Here is a 15,485-nt window from a genome sequence, read left to right as displayed (position 1 = left end):
TCCCAAAAGCGTATAAACACTATGTTACCCGGGTGTTTTTATCGTCAATTTTATCTTCTCTAATTTAAAGTCAGCTAACCGGGGGGCATTTTGCAGTTTTTTGAACGGGCAAATAGCTTGAATCAATAGTATTTACAGTGTTCGGGCGGCTTCTAAATGGCTTTACATGTTTGTGAACCAACAATCAAATTATATAAACTTAAAACTACAACCTATGTCTTTTTTATCAAAAATGTGGGATCATGTAAAATCCCTGTTCCACAACGCTTCAGACATTGTGCATGAAATCATTACCGTAGCCGACAAAGTTGCTAACGGAATCAAAAACCTTGAAGCAAGCCAGGCCGGCCAGTTTTTGGAAATGACACTGGAAACCCTGGTGCCGGCATCGTCGGTAATTGTGAACGGCATTAAATTATGGCTGCCCAAAGTGGTTACCGATTTAAACTGGGCTGTACAGGAAGATGGTAAAACAGATGCGCAAAAAATAGCCGACGCGGTGGCTTATTTGGCAAAACTGAAAGGCGTTAACCCCGATGCATACGCCAGCCAGCTGAACACTTTGAATGCCCTCATCCAAAAATGGATGTCGGACCAGCAGGGCGCCGGACTCAACATTCAGCAGGCCCTTACCATTAGCCAGGTTAACCATAATCCCGACCTGGTTTCGGCTTAATGATAGTAAATTGCTGAGGCAGCATCCCAGGGGCCGGATCATAATACAAATGATGCGGCCTTCTTTTTTATAATTATTTATTGATATAAGCTGTCTTTCTTTTAAAGTTTGAGAGCGGCTTTGCCTTATGTAACAATATGCTATCATATTTAATTTAGTTTGTTTTATTAAGCCTCATAATAAGATATTTATAATGTTGAGTTGGAGCCGGTTTCCTACGGATCTGACATTTGTGAACCTTTTTTGATTGAAGATAAAAACGATGAAACGGATATTGTTTTGTTTGCTTATGCTGATGACTTGTTTAAGAAGCAAGGAAGTGTGCGCACAGTCGCTAAATGGTAATTTGCCGCGATTGCTTATCAGGCTGGATGATATCGGCATGAACCATTCTGTAAATATGGCTTTACTTAAGGCTGCTCAAACAGGTATGCCGCTTTCGGCTTCGGTACAGTTTGCATGTCCGTGGTACCAGGAAGCGGTTGAAATACTGAAGCAATATCCCAATGTTACGGTTGGGGTTCATCTTACATTGACCTCCGAATGGAAAAATTACCGCTGGGGACCTGTCACCGGCCGTACGGCTGTTCCGAGCCTGGTCGATTCAAACGGGTATTTTCCGCAATCAACACGGGCTTTTGCCAAAAGCGGATATAAGCTTAGCGAAATTGAAACCGAATTATCGGCACAAATTGAAAGGGCGCAGGCATCAGGATTAAAAATAACCTATATCGATCCGCATATGGGCATAGCGCTCTCGACTCCCGAATTGCGTGTCCTTACCGAAAAACTGGCTCGTAAATATAAGCTTGCTATATCAACCCTAAGCAGCGTAACTTATTTCGGCGAAACCTATAAAGAGATGTGGGGCGAACCTATCGCTACAAAAAAAACGGCGTTTTTAGCTTATGTAGGTAAGCTTAATCCCCATAAGCCAAATATGATGGTGCTGCATACCGCTACTCCGAGCCCCGAGATGGATGTGCTGGTAGATATGAACAGTAACATGATGAACTCAAAAGAGGGTAAGCCCCTTACCAGTTTGCACCGCCAAACCGAACTTAATGCCTTGCTCTCGCCGGAGTTTGCAGCAATGAAGGGTAAAAAGTTTCAACTCATCAATTATCAGCAACTGCTTGCCGGTAAGGATATTAGCGTACTTAAAGCTGCAGATAATAAATAAGTACTTATTTTTTTGAAGTAGCAACTACAACAATGCCGCCTATAACTAATAATCCACCCAGGTAGGGCGGCCAGTTAACAGTTTTTTCCCTGTCGGCCGATACCTGTATAGGACCGGCATCAATGATCTTTTCTTTTTTGGTGTAAGTAAAGCCTGTCCAAATGAGCATGGCCGCGCCTACAATAATGAGTACGATACCTATGGCTTTGTTCATGGTTATATAATTTGGTTATTTATAATAAATAGCTTTTAGTTACTATTTGTTTTGCGCTTGTCACTCAGATTAGCATAATAAGTTTTTTTGCTTTCAACTTTTCTTTAGATTAGAAGCCTGGATCCGGGGTGAATGGTTTTCCAATAACATCCTGAAAATTAATTACCGTAGATGCAAGATGATCTGATACTGGAAACCATATCGGTTACCAAAAACTTTTTTGGGGATAAGTCTTCGGGGGTTAATAACGTTACCATTTTTATTCCAAAAGGAAAGATAACAGCGATAGTAGGTGAAAGCGGCAGCGGGAAAACCACTTTGCTTAATCTGTTATATGGTACCCTGGAGCCCGACCATGGCGAGGTGTTTTTTAAGGAGGAGCAGGTATTAAGCAGGCAAAAAGGTATTCAGCATGCCCACAAGGTTATGCGGATGGTAACGCAGCACGATAACGATCTTGATCCGCGAATATCGGTATGGGATACTATATGTGAAGGTTTGCCGGCCGAAGATCAAAGTCACGCGATACACCGTGTTACCGAAGCCCTGAACCTTTTAAATATCTACACCCTTAGAGAAATGCCTTTTGGCAAATTAAGCGGCGGTGAAAAGCAGCGCGTAACCATTGCCAAAGCATTGATAAGTCGCCCGGAAGTTTTACTGCTTGATGAACCCTTTAACCAGGTTGATGCCACATACCGCGAAGGTTTACAGCACGATATCAGGTATATTGTAAAGGAATGGGAAGTTACCGTAGTATTGGTATCGCATGATCCTGCCGAAATTCTTTCTATGGCCGATGAACTGATTGTACTTAAAGAAGGTGAAATAGTGGAAAATGGCAGCCCCGAGCAGTTATATCATTCGCCTAAATTATTGTACACGGCACAAATACTGGCCAGTTGTACCCGGCTAACATCGGCCCAGGCCAAAGTTTGCGGCATAAAAAGCAAACGCAGCGTTGTAGTAGTTTACGCCGAGCATATTAAAATTAGCAGCCTGGGTAGCAAGTGGCTGGTTAAAATGGTATTGTTCAAAGGTTTTTTTGAAGAACTTATTGTTGAAAAAGATGGTTTAACATTACGGGTACTCAATTACGACAGGCGTAAGTACCCGGTTGGCAGTAAAGTTGGCATCAGTATCAGTAAATATTTTGAATTTGGGAAGTGGGAGAGCTGATAGGCGGTTCTTTATCTAAAATGAATTATATTTATCTAAACGATGGAAGTTTTTCCAGTTAAACCCAAAACTAAAGAGCAGCTTATTGCTTTAAAGGCTTTCTTAAAACTAATGAAGATTGATTATCAAATAGAATCAAACTATAACGAGAAATTTGTTTCAAAGATACTTCAGGGGCGGAAAGATATCAAAAATGGCAAAGGCATATCCATAAAGGTAAACGATTTATGGATATGACCACATTGGTTTAAGCTCTCATTTCGCTACTGCCAGCTCTCCGTGTTTTGCCTTCCTATACTTCGATAAATTGATCAGCAACACACTGCTCAATATTACAACCAGTCCAATAACCTGGATCAGCGTTACATGTTCGCCTGCAAAAATTACCCCTAATAATACGGCTATCACCGGGTTAACATAGGCATAGGTACCAACCTGGGTGGCCGGCCTCACCTGTAAAAGCCATACATAAGCGCTAAATGCCGCTATCGATCCAAATATAATGAGATAAGCCAGGGCATACCAGCTTTGTGCCGGTATAGCATGCCATTGTACGGTTTGTACCTCGTTGTTTAAAAAACTTGCGGGAATAAAAAATATGCCGGCTCCAAGCATTTGCCAGGCCGTATTTACCGATACCGATCCTTTGGTGTTATAATGTTTTGAATATAACGACCCGGATGCCCAACCCAGCGTACCAAATAAAAGCAATAACATTCCCGGTAATTTTGAGGGGCCTGCCGATGACCCCAATACATCTGCAATCTGATCACGGAATAACAGTATCACACCTATAAAGCCTATAACAAGGCCAATAATGGTGCTTTTGCTTTTAAAGTTGGTGCTCCAGTTGGGTTTATCAAGCAGCACGAACCAAATTGGCGGCGATGTTACCATAATGGCCACCATAGCGCTTGGTAAAGTTTGTTCGGCCCATATTACGGCGCCGTTACCTATTACCAGCAACAGGAAACCGCTTACCGCCGCGTGCAGTATATTTTGTTTTACAAAAATCTTTTCACCCTTAATTGCACACCATACCATTAACAGCAACCCGGCCGTGAAGAAGCGCAACGCGCCTAACAGCAACGGCGGAAAACCGGCTACTGCGATTTTTATAAAAAAGTAGGTGGAGCCCCATACTATATAAACAGTGGCGAAAGCTATAATAACTAATAAGGGCGAAGTGGATTTTGCGGTAGTAGGTGCCATGATATATTATTTTTCGGGTATAACCAATTGTTGTTGTTCTTTTTTGGTTTCGAGCACTATGGTGGTGCGGGTGCTCAAAATATTGGGTATTTTACTGAAGTGAGTGCGCATTAAATTCATTAATGAGGCGGAGTCATAAGTACGCACCTTTATTAAATAGCAATCGTCGCCGGCTATGTGATGCACTTCCTGTACTTCGGGTATTTTGGCCAATTCGCTCGATGTAGCGTCGCTTCCGGGGCCGTCGGCGGCCTTCATGAAAATAAAAGCGAGCATTTTTTGCTGCAGGGCTGCCGGATTAATGCGTGTGGTATATTGTTGGATCACATTTTTTTGTTCCAGTTTTTTTACACGTTCCAGTATGCCCGATGGTGCCATACCAAGCTCCCGGGCCAGGTCGGCGTTGGAGATGCGGGCATTTTCCTGCATCAATCGTAATATATGCAGGTCGGTTTTATCTAAAATAATTTCCGGTTCGTTAATCATACAGTAATATTCGGTATAAATTGAAGAAAATTCAAATATTTTTAATTAAAATGAATTTAATTCGACAAAGCTATCTTTATTATGTTTAAACATCAGTTGCTTAAGTCGTTTCTGCAATCAAATAAATACTGTTTTAGCTGTCTGAAATGACTTTTTGATATGCAATAGATTTTTTTGAAAAAAAATTAAAATGTTTTTAAATCACAATCGTCTTTATCTTTAAAAAGGATAAAGAAATTGACAACAGCGATAATGCCCCAGGACAAAAACAGCCACATCATACAAACAATTGCTTCGTATGGTAAAAGCCTGTTGGGATTTATTCGCCGGAGGGTAAAAAACGATGCCGATGCCGAGGATATACTCCAGGATGTTTGGTACCAGTTTAGCGCTGTGATCAATTCTGAACCGATTGAACAAACCAGCGCCTGGCTATACCGGGTGGCCCGGAACAAAATAACTGATAAGCATAAAAAAAAGACGGAAACCCTGCTTGATGATATGCTGGCCGATGATGAGGATTATGACGATGAGGCACCGGACTTTAAAGCCATACTCCTTACCGAAGCTACCACTCCCGAAACCGAGTATTTGCGCAACCTTTTTTGGGAGCAGTTATTTTTTGCGCTGGATGAATTGCCCGAAGAACAAAAACAGGTATTTGTTTGGCATGAGCTTGAGGATATCCCCTTTGAGGAAATTGCCAAACGTACCGGGCTAAATACCAACACGCTGGTATCAAGGAAACGTTACGCCGTACTACACTTGCGTAAACGGCTTGCCCAGCTTTACACGGAAATTACTGAATATTAAAAATTAAGACATTATATAACATGAAACCATTTTTTTATAAAAGGCGATTTTTTTTCATCCCCCTTGGGGTGATCGCTTGCCTGGCCGTCATCAGCTTTATAGTAATGCAGCTATGGAATAATTTATTGCCGGATATTTTACATGTAACAACCATTACTTACTGGCAGGCCGTTGGCATATTTATTTTATGCAAGATTTTGTTTGGTTTTGGGAAAGGCGGCCCTAAAGGCGGAGGAGGTGCCCCCTGGATGCGCGGACGCATGGCCGAACGTTTTAAAAATATGAGCCCTGAAGACAGAGATAAATTCCGCGCTCAGTGGGAAGACCGCATGTGCGGATGGAAAGGCCACGGACATGGCCGGTTTGGTCGTGACTGGGACGACTTTAAGACTACCACAAACGAAGAAAAGAAAGCGGAATAAACCCCAAGCTTAAGGCCCAAAGCCTAAAGCAGAAAGCCGAAACCTCATTGCTTTCTGCTTTAAGGTTCAGCTTTCAGCTTTTCGCCTTCCGCTTAAATTAATATTTATCTACCTCAAATAACATAACAATGGATGTACTGGTATTTGCAACAAGTGTACGGCAGAGACGGCAGGTGAGCCGGGTACAAAATTTATTAACCAAAATACCTGCCATAGCCCAATGGAACTTTGACCTGGAAGACTGCGATAATATTTTACGGGTGGAGGCTGAGGATCTTTCACCGCGTTATATCGAATCGTTGTTGCAAAAGGCCGGCATCCATTGCCAGGAGCTTGATTATTAATATCTGTTTACAATGACAGCCGCGCTTGAACGTAAACTGATCCGATGGGTCCATATCTTATTAAGTATCCCAATTGTGGGATATATTTATGGTCCGGTAGCGCAAATCCCCAACGCGGCTGCGGCGGTAAAATGGGTGTTCTTTCCAATAATAGTGCTTTCGGGCTTTTGGTTGTGGAAAGGCTATTGGTTTAAAAAGAAATACAAAAATTTAGTTAAGTGATTGTTTGGCAGCCTGGCTTATTTTTTAGCCGGGCTGTTTATTTCAATCCAGTAGCCATCCGGATCCTGGAAATATAGTTGCAATACACCATCAGCCCGGTAGGTAGGTTCTTTACTGTCGCCTTTCCAGTTTGAGTAAGGGATATTCATTTGATCAAGCGTTTTTGCAAACTCTTTTACCGACGAAACTGTGAAGCAAAGATGTACGCCTTTAACCTGTTTTTCATTACGATCGGCCTGTATAACGTGTAGTTTTATATTATTGCCAAGACTGTACCATTGGTGTACGGTATCGGCAAAGGGGTTGTCAACTTTTTTAAGGTGTAATACTTTGGTATAAAACTCGGTGCTTTTTTTAAGGTTAGCGGTAGTAATGGCAATATGATCAATTACCGGCGAGATATCGGTACCGTTTTGGGCCCGGCAAACCACAGGCAAAAGCACAGTTATTGCCAGTAGCAATGTGGTTAATTTGGCTGTTTTAAAGATTATTGATAAAGATCTCATTGTTAGGATTAGTAATTTAAATGCCTAAAGATATAGGTTTAGCATTATGGTTAAAGTAATGCACAAATAAATTACACAAGCATTCAATGAAAACTGAATATCAATTTTTCGTCCTGGTTATTAATACAATTGATATTGTGTAAATTCCAGTCATTAATATCAATAAGGCCCGCATGGGTCCTGTAATGACTGTCATCAACAGGGCATTTTACTACATATCCAATATCTTTAATCAGCACAATTATTGGTCTTGCACCGCAAACCTTGCAGCAGTTACAATCAACCGATCCTGGTATATTTACATAGCCCCTCATACTTCATCCGGCGTTTAATTAAGTTTTTAATTGCGATTAGTTATCAGGTCAATCAACTTGTTAAAGTACTCGTATTTTATCCTCAAAAGTTAAAAAAAAGCTAATTTAGAATAAAATCCTCCATGAAAATATAATACGTATGAAACTGAATTTAGGTTACTGCACTTTACCGATTATTATTTAGTTAAGGGGATAATAATAGTTTGTTTGTATTTTACAGGGCCGTTTTATAGTAAACTAAACACGATAAACAGCTATGGAACAATATGAACTACTTGCTAATAATACGGGTAAAGGCCGTAAATGGTTGTATCTCTTTACTATTATTATATGGTTCGGTTTAGTTTTGCAAATAGCCATATCCGTACCCGCTTACTTAAAGGCAGGACGAAGCCTTGCCGGCACGCTGGTACAACTGTTTAGTTATTTTACTATCCTTAGTAACTTGCTTGCAGCGATATGCCTCGTCGCCGTATTATTTAAAATCAATACCCGTTTAGGAAAATATTTTTCACAAAGCCAGGTTTTTAGCGCTGTTGCCCTATATATCACTATAGTTGGAGTGGTTTATAACCTGGTGCTCCGTAACTTGTGGCACCCTAAAGGTTTGTTTAAGCTGGCCGATGAGCTGCTTCATTCCGTAAACCCAATTTTGTTTGTAGTTTATTGGTTAATATACATACCAAAAGCAAATTTAAAATGGGGGCAGGCCTTGAGCTGGCTTTGGTTTCCTTTTATCTATTCGGTATTTATATTTACCCGTGGCAGCATCAGTCATTTGTATCCTTATCCGTTTATGGATCTTGATAAATTAGGATTAGCCCGGGTTGCTATAAACTCATTATTGATGCTTATAGCCTTTCTGGCCATCGGTTTTCTGTTTGTTTGGATTAACCGGGTTATGGCGAGACGGAACTCCTGAGTTATCGCTTGAAATAGTCGTCGACTGATGATTATCCTACTGTAACATTCCTTTTACCGCTTTGTTGCCGCACTCTTATGGCATGATAACTGTTTGGCCATAGTTTATCTATCGAAAACTAATAAATCATTTGCTATGAAAACTACTGTTTCACGCTCAATTTCATTATTAATATTAGCAGTAATGGGCTTTACAAGCTGTTCGGCCGAATACCGGGAACGACACAGGCGACACCATGAAGAAAGGGTTCGTGTACATGAACGCGTAGTTATACATAATTAAACAGGTAAATACAACAAAACAGGCCGTGCTGATGAAGCACGGCCTGTTTTGTTTATGGCGTTTAAAAACCGGGATTGTTTTATGGTAAAATCAATCGTTCCAGAGGTACCGTGAATGAAGGCTGCCTTCCAGTTTGTTTTTAATTATAAGGTCGTCTTTATGCAAAATGCAATCGCCCTGATTGATGTCTTCTTCGGCAGTAACTTTGATGATGCTGCCTGATATCTGTTCAACTATACTTGATAAAGTAAAGATCTCTGCGTCGGGTATTTGTACGGTTAATATTGCCATGGGTAGATGATGTTATTTTTAATAATTCAAAAATATGCTAATTAAATTTACCCAATGTTTTATGAAAGTAAAATTTAAATAACCTTTATTTTACAAATGTCTCAACAATATTAATTCACGGTTTTAGTTATCAGCACCCAGTCGACAATGGTTTTGGCATTACCGGCTTTTATTTTGTTAACTGTATTTTCTGATAAACCATGATAGGGTTTGGTAACCTTGTTAACACCGCCAGGATAGCCACCGCCCAATGCAAAATTAAGAATGACGAATTTTTTGTTATCAAAAGCCCAGCGGCCGTATTTTTCGACCATTGCTTTTGTTACCGTATAGGTGATTTTGCCATCCACCTTAAAAACAAGGCTCTCCGGCAACCAGTCGACCGAATATACATGCCACTGGGTAACATCAATGCCTGCCGGGAAAAATACCCGTTTTGCAAGCGGCGTATCACCAAAGTAGCCGGGGCCATGCAAAGCATGGCTAACCCAGCTTGAGTCGCCTACTGTTTCCATTACGTCAATTTCGCCGCAATTGGGCCATTTACCGTTTCCAAGCAGCCAAAAAGCTGGCCATAAGCCTGCGCCTGCCGCCATTTTCATTCTGCAGGAGGCCCTGCCATAAGTAAATTCCATTTTAGCACGTGTATTAATGCGGCCTGAAATGAAATCATATTTACGCTGCTCTTTACTGGTAAACCCGGGTTTATATAAAGCCTTTAAAACAAGCGCGCCGTGTTCGGCGCCTTCGGATTTACCATCTATCATAAAAATGGTAGCCGCCGAATCAACATAGGCCTGCTGCTCGTCGTTAACAGTATTGCCTGTAACTTCAATATTCCATTTGTTCCTGTTGAGGGCAGGGTTGTTAAAATCTTCAAAGAAAACAGTATCGGTTTTAATGTTAGTTTGAGCGAATGCCTGTAACGTTAATAAAAGCGGAACTGATAGCAGCAGGTGTTTTAGTTTCATTAGTGGTGTGTGAGATAAGGGTTTAAAGGTAGATAAATTGGATGACAGGAATTTAGTCTTTACCAATTGCGATCATAATTTTACAGTTGCGCCCTGGTTTGAAACTAAAATACATTGACAAATAAACAGATGAAGAATCTGCTGACATTGTTATATTTGTGTAATACTCATCTTAAGGACATGGGTAATAACACAGCAAATTTATATTTCAGGTCAAAACAGACTTCGTTAATAATGTTGGCGGTCACGGCTATCATTTGCTCCAGGTTGCTGTTCTTTTTTTTCAATGACCCTGAAGGGCCCAATCCTTTAATTGTTGGAGGTCTGGCACTGGCTGTATTTTTGTTATCCTGGGCAGTATATACATTCGGCCCATTCAAAATAAATGGCTTTAAGAGACTTTTCGCGGCAATTTGTATCCAAATACTATTGGTTATTGGTCTCTATTTTTGCATGAAGTAATTTCCCGTCTTTCACAAAATCTTTGAACCTGGCCTGCATCTGCAATTTTACCCTCTAATTACCTTTACTTTTTTAAATTGCAGTCTTATACGTATTTATATGCACAGTAGTGGTTTTTTGAAGGTATTCGCAATTATCGCGTTGATTAGTTTGTTGTTTGATTGGTACATCCATTCCGGCCTTAAAACCTTAACTGCCGACTGGCAATCAAACCTGTGGCGCAATGTAGTTTTATGGGGGTATCTGATCATATCTGTTGGTGTAACTGCTTTATTTTTACTTGGCTTTGGCGCTTTTAGCACAGCAAGCGGCATGCGCCCGTTTCATGAGTGGATGCTAAGCCTGTTCCTGACGTTTTTTATTACCAAATTGGTTTTCATAATCGTGCTATCCTTTGGCGATCTGGGGAGGTTTTTCGTAGGTGTATTCAATTTGATCGGTGGTTCGGGCAGGGTTGCCGGGCAGTCGGCTTTTCCGGGCCGGCGTAAGTTTATCAGTGAAATAGCGGTACTGATGGCTGCCGTGCCCTTTACTTCGTTTTTTTATGCAATGCTTAAGGGTAAATACGATTATAAGCTGCATAAAACCACCCTTTATTTTGATGATTTGCCCGATGCCTTTGACGGCTTTACCATCACCCAGCTTTCTGACATCCATTCGGGAAGCTTTGATAATACCGAGGCTATGCAACGCGGTATCGACCTGGCTAAAGCGCAAAAAAGCGACCTGTTTGTTTTTACCGGAGATCTGGTGAATAATGCAGCATCGGAAATTGAGCCTTATATTGACAGGTTCGGGCAGATCAAAGCGCCTTACGGACAGTTTTCTATTTTAGGGAATCATGATTACGGTGATTATATCCATTGGGATAGCATGCAGGAAAAGGCCGCCAACCTTGATAAGCTTAAACAACATCACAAAGCCTTAGGCTATCGTTTGCTGCTGGATGAAAATGTAACCATTGAAAAAGACGGACAAAAGATCTCCCTCATCGGAATCCAAAACTGGGGCAGAGGTTTCATTCAGGTGGGCGATTTGAATAAAGCACTTCAGGGCGTACCCCGGGATGCCTTTAAAATACTGCTTTCGCATGATCCTACCCATTGGGAAGAGCAAGTCCGTTATAATCCAACAACCATTCATCTTACCTTATCGGGCCATACTCATGGCGCACAGTTTGGGGTTGAGATTCCCGGCTTTAGATGGAGCCCGGTAAAATACCGCTATGTTGACTGGGCCGGTCTGGCTAATGAAAAGAACCGTTACCTGTACGTAAACCGTGGTTTCGGCTTTCTTGCATTTTCGGGAAGATTAGGTATCTGGCCGGAGGTTACGGTTATTGAGCTGAAGAAAAAGGTAGTGTAACGTTATAAAATACGGATTTGATTTATCGGGCCTGATTTGTGGCAGGGTTTTTATGCTTTTTATACTAAGCATTTAAAACTAAGATTATGGCAACTAACAATATAAAAAGGATAGGCAAGCATGGCCCCCAGGTACAGCATCAGCATAGCAATGCATGGCACGTGATGAAGCCTTTTGTGCATTTTGGGGTGAGAGCTATAAGCGCAATCGCCCATACACTTATCTACATTATAAAACATATTCCCAAACCTGATTCGCCTAAACCTTCCGGGCAAAAAGGCAGTAAGATCATCAAAATATAAAATAGTAAACCCGGTATATTCATATCGGGCTTTTTTGTAATTCAGTAAAGGTAATTACCGTTATTTAACGGAATAAAATACCGTGTTTTCACGGATTGCAAAAACGTTTTTAAATATCGAGATTTAAGCGTTGATTAAATCCTGCAAAACAAGAACTGCCACTACCTATCACGGGTTGCTAATATTGCCTTTCAATAATAATTGATATAATATTTAAAACCTAAACCTTAACTTTAACCTTGTCTTTACACCCGTCGGTTTGATGGGTGTTTTTTGTTTTATACCAGTTTAAATTAAAAAGCGTTGTGTAGACGGCATTGTTGTTTAAATAGCAATTTGTATTTACTTTCACCCTCAATGAATCATCTGTTTACCGGTTACAAAACGCTTCAAAAATTAATACTTCCGGCGCTGTTACTTTCTGCTACAATATCAAAAGCGCAGGTGTTTGGCGGTAATCCGCCATCAATAAAGTGGAGACAGATAAATACACCGCCCGCCCGGGTTATATTCCCGGCCGGGTTGGATTCGGCGGCGTTAAGGGTTGCCAATATTGTGCAGCAAATGAACGGCCTGATCCGGCCAACAATCGGCTTTAAGCAAAAGCAGATCAGTATTGTATTGCAAAACCAAACCACCGTAGCCAATGGTTATGTAGGATTGGCCCCCTTCAGGAGCGAATTTTTTTTAACCCCCGAACAAAATAGCTTTGATATAGGCAGCCTGCCGTGGCCGCAGCAACTGGCTATTCACGAGTACAGGCATGTGCAGCAGTACAATAATTTTAATGTAGGCCTTTCACATTTTCTGCGTATAATTTTTGGCGAGGGCGGGCAGGCGCTGGGCAACGATCTGGCTGTACCTAACTGGTTTTTTGAAGGCGATGCTGTTTTTAACGAAACCCTGGTAAGCGAACAGGGCAGGGGCCGGTTGCCCTATTTTTTTACAGGTTACCGTGCGCTGTGGGCTGCGGATAAAAACTACAGCTATATGAAGCTTCGCAATGGCTCGTACCGCGATTATGTGCCCGATCATTACCCGCTGGGCTATATGATGGTAGCCTATGGCCGCGAAAAATATGGCAGTGAACTGTGGAAAAACGTAACACATGACGCTGCGGCTTATCGCGGTGGTTTTTATCCTTTTCAATGGGCTGTTAAAAAATATACCGGCGAAAATTTCAAAACCTTTTCAAATAACGGGTTTGCTTATTTCAAACAGCAATTTGCTGAAGATAACAATCAGCCCGTTGCCGAACGGAAGAAACATTTTGACGCCAACCGGCAATACCCGGCTTTTGTGAACGATAGTACGCTCATCTATGCCAAAAACACCTATGATCATTTGCCTGCCTTTGTTATTAAAACAGGCGATAAAGAAGTAAAGTTTAGCACCCGTTCCTATTCATTGGATAGTTATTTTGATTATCACAACGGTAAAATAATTTATACATCCTATCGGCCGGATTTACGCTGGGGCTACCGGAATTATAGTGAACTGATGCTGCTTGATGCAAAAACGGGGTGGGAACACAGGATCTCATCAAAAGCAAAATACTTTTCGCCTGCTTTTAGTGCCGATGGTCAAAGCATCGTCGCTGTACAGGTTGATCCATCAGGTGCAAGCCGGCTGCATATTTTGGACACCGCAGGTAAGGTCCAACAGGAAATTCCAAACCCGCGGGGGCTATTTTATACTTACCCTAAGTTTTATGGCGATGGCAAACTGCTGTCGGCAGCGCGCAATAAGGATGGTAAAATGGGGATAGCGCTTACAGAGATCTCTACCGGTAAAACAGCTTATTTAACGCCCCTGAGTTATCGCCCGATAGGTTTTATCGCCCTAAAAAAAGATACGCTTTACTTTACCCAAACCGATGGTAAAAACGAACGCCTGTTTGTAATGATGCTTAACGATAAAAGTGTTTATGAGATGCTGCCTACCGGTAACGACAGCGGCATAGGCTATTATCAACCCGCTGTAAGCGATAATAAACTGGCCTGGGTTGGTTTTACTGCCGATGGTTACCGGATTAACCAGGCCGATAAAAAAGATTTGAAATGGATTGCCGCCGGGGGGGATTATGCACGTTATCTGCCCGATCTGGGGATCACGGCACTCAAAAAAGATTCGGCGGCTAATTTAGTAACAGGGATAGCTGATAAGCCGTTGCCGGTCACCAACTATTCCAAAGCACATGGTTTGTTCAATTTTCACAGCATCATCCCCAACATTAGCGACCCTAATTATTCATTCGCTATTACAGGTGAAAATGTGCTGAATACTTTCCAGTCCGAATTGTCTTTTGATTATAATACCAACGAAGGCTACAAGCAGTTTGGTTTCGATGCCATTTACGGTGCTTTGTTCCCTTACATTTCGGCAGGGGCGGATTATACGCTCGACAGGCGGAGCTTTTATAAAGGTCAATACGTGTACTGGAACGAGACTGCTGTGCACGGCGGTTTGCGGGTTCCCCTCAATTTTAGTGAGGGCAAGCGTTTAACCAGTATTACCTTTGGCAGCGATCTGTATTTTAACAGCATCAACTTTCAACAGGCCTACAAAAGCAGTTTTGCCGACCGGTCATATAGCTATTTAAATAATTATTTCAGCTTTAGCAATCAAACTCAGCAGGCACAGAAAAATATCTATCCACGATTTGCACAAAGCATTGGGGTTAATTATAAATCAGCAATTTCGGGTTCAGGAGCAACACAACTATTAACAACAGGGTCGTTTTACTTTCCTGGTTTGTTTGTGAACCACAACTTTGTCGTCAGCCTGGCGCACCAGCAAAAAGGGAAGGACAATGTGATTAGTTTCTCTAATGACTTCCCTTTCTCCAAAGGTTATACTGCCGAAAACCTGGATAATATGAATAAGATTGGCTTAACCTACCACATGCCAATAGCCTATCCTGATGCAGGTTTCGGTAACCTGTTTTACCTGTTACGCTTACGCACAGCATTGTTTTTTGATTATACCCATGCCAATGCCTCTAACTTTTTTACGGATGGCAGCAGCTTTAAACAAAACTTCAGGTCGGTGGGCGGTACCTTATATTTCGATACCAAATTCTTTAACCAAAACAGTATCACATTCGGTATCAGGTACAGCAGGCTGCTGGATGAAGATTTTTTTGGCGGGACAGGGCGCAACAGGATAGAACTGGTGTTGCCGGTGACGTTTTTTTAACTTAATCAGCCTTTTCTTCATTCCGAAACAACCGGGGATGATATATAATCTTTAGATCACCATACTGTATCCCGGCTTTTCGTTTTAACCCTCACAAGTGTGGAAAGCACTGTTTTAGGCC

Annotated in this window: 19 protein-coding genes; 13 read left to right on the top strand and 6 right to left on the bottom strand. The window is 41.6% G+C overall.

Annotation, left to right across the window (positions count from 1 at the left end; all coding sequences use genetic code 11):
- Positions 1–214: 214 nt before the first annotated feature.
- Together MusilaSJ_RS07610 and MusilaSJ_RS07605 are read left to right on the top strand one after the other, a co-directional pair.
- Positions 215–676, top strand: a complete 462-nt coding sequence (locus MusilaSJ_RS07610; RefSeq protein ID WP_274989410.1) for a hypothetical protein — start codon at positions 215–217, stop codon at positions 674–676.
- A 262-nt stretch (positions 677–938) separates the two neighbouring features.
- Positions 939–1,859, top strand: a complete 921-nt coding sequence (locus MusilaSJ_RS07605) for a ChbG/HpnK family deacetylase (RefSeq protein WP_274989409.1) — start codon at positions 939–941, stop codon at positions 1,857–1,859.
- A gap of 4 nt (positions 1,860–1,863) precedes the next feature.
- On the opposite strand, the gene MusilaSJ_RS07600 is transcribed toward MusilaSJ_RS07605, so the two are convergent.
- Positions 1,864–2,073, bottom strand: coding sequence for a hypothetical protein (locus tag MusilaSJ_RS07600; protein ID WP_090524308.1), 210 nt, complete (start codon positions 2,071–2,073; stop codon positions 1,864–1,866).
- A 171-nt stretch (positions 2,074–2,244) separates the two neighbouring features.
- Here MusilaSJ_RS07600 and MusilaSJ_RS07595 point away from each other — a divergent pair, with 171 nt between their 5' ends.
- Both MusilaSJ_RS07595 and MusilaSJ_RS07590 read left to right on the top strand, forming a co-directional pair.
- The gene (locus MusilaSJ_RS07595; RefSeq protein WP_274989408.1) at positions 2,245–3,252 is read left to right on the top strand and encodes an ABC transporter ATP-binding protein; all 1,008 of its coding nucleotides are present in this window, start codon (positions 2,245–2,247) and stop codon (positions 3,250–3,252) included.
- Between the two features lie 42 nt (positions 3,253–3,294).
- On the top strand, positions 3,295–3,489 hold the full coding sequence (locus MusilaSJ_RS07590; RefSeq protein ID WP_274989407.1) for a DUF2683 family protein: 195 nt from the start codon (positions 3,295–3,297) through the stop codon (positions 3,487–3,489).
- Positions 3,490–3,507: 18 nt separating this feature from the next.
- Here the strand turns inward: MusilaSJ_RS07590 and MusilaSJ_RS07585 are convergent, their stop codons facing one another.
- Both MusilaSJ_RS07585 and MusilaSJ_RS07580 read right to left on the bottom strand, forming a co-directional pair.
- On the bottom strand, positions 3,508–4,464 hold the full coding sequence (locus tag MusilaSJ_RS07585; RefSeq protein ID WP_274989406.1) for an EamA family transporter: 957 nt from the start codon (positions 4,462–4,464) through the stop codon (positions 3,508–3,510).
- Between the two features lie 6 nt (positions 4,465–4,470).
- Positions 4,471–4,950, bottom strand: a complete 480-nt coding sequence (locus MusilaSJ_RS07580) for an Lrp/AsnC family transcriptional regulator (RefSeq protein WP_176623659.1) — start codon at positions 4,948–4,950, stop codon at positions 4,471–4,473.
- A 237-nt stretch (positions 4,951–5,187) separates the two neighbouring features.
- Between MusilaSJ_RS07580 and MusilaSJ_RS07575 the strand changes: the two genes are divergently transcribed.
- From MusilaSJ_RS07575 to MusilaSJ_RS07560, 4 genes are all read left to right on the top strand, one after another.
- Positions 5,188–5,763: an RNA polymerase sigma factor gene (locus MusilaSJ_RS07575; protein WP_243770747.1), complete on the top strand. Its 576-nt coding sequence runs from the start codon at positions 5,188–5,190 to the stop codon at positions 5,761–5,763.
- A 20-nt stretch (positions 5,764–5,783) separates the two neighbouring features.
- Positions 5,784–6,185: a hypothetical protein gene (locus MusilaSJ_RS07570; RefSeq protein ID WP_274989405.1), complete on the top strand. Its 402-nt coding sequence runs from the start codon at positions 5,784–5,786 to the stop codon at positions 6,183–6,185.
- A gap of 128 nt (positions 6,186–6,313) precedes the next feature.
- Entirely contained in the window at positions 6,314–6,529 is a 216-nt protein-coding gene (locus MusilaSJ_RS07565) for a hypothetical protein (protein ID WP_090524321.1), read from the top strand.
- 12 nt (positions 6,530–6,541) lie between these two features.
- A complete protein-coding gene (locus MusilaSJ_RS07560; protein ID WP_274989404.1) occupies positions 6,542–6,751 on the top strand; it encodes a hypothetical protein in 210 nt (69 codons plus the stop codon).
- A gap of 17 nt (positions 6,752–6,768) precedes the next feature.
- On the opposite strand, the gene MusilaSJ_RS07555 is transcribed toward MusilaSJ_RS07560, so the two are convergent.
- Entirely contained in the window at positions 6,769–7,257 is a 489-nt protein-coding gene (locus tag MusilaSJ_RS07555; RefSeq protein WP_274989403.1) for a VOC family protein, read from the bottom strand.
- 570 nt (positions 7,258–7,827) lie between these two features.
- Between MusilaSJ_RS07555 and MusilaSJ_RS07550 the strand changes: the two genes are divergently transcribed.
- Positions 7,828–8,493: a Pr6Pr family membrane protein gene (locus tag MusilaSJ_RS07550; RefSeq protein ID WP_274989402.1), complete on the top strand. Its 666-nt coding sequence runs from the start codon at positions 7,828–7,830 to the stop codon at positions 8,491–8,493.
- Between the two features lie 135 nt (positions 8,494–8,628).
- Positions 8,629–8,775, top strand: coding sequence for a hypothetical protein (locus tag MusilaSJ_RS07545; protein WP_274989401.1), 147 nt, complete (start codon positions 8,629–8,631; stop codon positions 8,773–8,775).
- 90 nt (positions 8,776–8,865) lie between these two features.
- On the opposite strand, the gene MusilaSJ_RS07540 is transcribed toward MusilaSJ_RS07545, so the two are convergent.
- A complete protein-coding gene (locus MusilaSJ_RS07540; RefSeq protein ID WP_274989400.1) occupies positions 8,866–9,066 on the bottom strand; it encodes a hypothetical protein in 201 nt (66 codons plus the stop codon).
- A 110-nt stretch (positions 9,067–9,176) separates the two neighbouring features.
- Positions 9,177–10,037 carry a glycoside hydrolase family 16 protein gene (locus MusilaSJ_RS07535; protein ID WP_274989399.1) on the bottom strand — a complete coding sequence of 287 codons (861 nt, stop codon included), beginning with the start codon at positions 10,035–10,037 and terminating at the stop codon, positions 9,177–9,179.
- 561 nt (positions 10,038–10,598) lie between these two features.
- Between MusilaSJ_RS07535 and MusilaSJ_RS07530 the strand changes: the two genes are divergently transcribed.
- The 3 genes from MusilaSJ_RS07530 (at position 10,599) to MusilaSJ_RS07520 (ending at position 15,364) form a co-directional block, all read left to right on the top strand.
- Positions 10,599–11,864, top strand: coding sequence for a metallophosphoesterase (locus MusilaSJ_RS07530; RefSeq protein ID WP_274989398.1), 1,266 nt, complete (start codon positions 10,599–10,601; stop codon positions 11,862–11,864).
- A gap of 86 nt (positions 11,865–11,950) precedes the next feature.
- A complete protein-coding gene (locus MusilaSJ_RS07525) occupies positions 11,951–12,166 on the top strand; it encodes a hypothetical protein (RefSeq protein ID WP_274989397.1) in 216 nt (71 codons plus the stop codon).
- A gap of 357 nt (positions 12,167–12,523) precedes the next feature.
- On the top strand, positions 12,524–15,364 hold the full coding sequence (locus MusilaSJ_RS07520; RefSeq protein ID WP_274989396.1) for a TolB family protein: 2,841 nt from the start codon (positions 12,524–12,526) through the stop codon (positions 15,362–15,364).
- Positions 15,365–15,485: the final 121 nt, after the last annotated feature.

Origin of the sequence: Mucilaginibacter sp. SJ, from assembly GCF_028993635.1 — a bacterium.
Classification (GTDB): Bacteria; Bacteroidota; Bacteroidia; order Sphingobacteriales; family Sphingobacteriaceae; genus Mucilaginibacter.
This window is presented reverse-complemented; position numbering and strand designations above follow the sequence as displayed.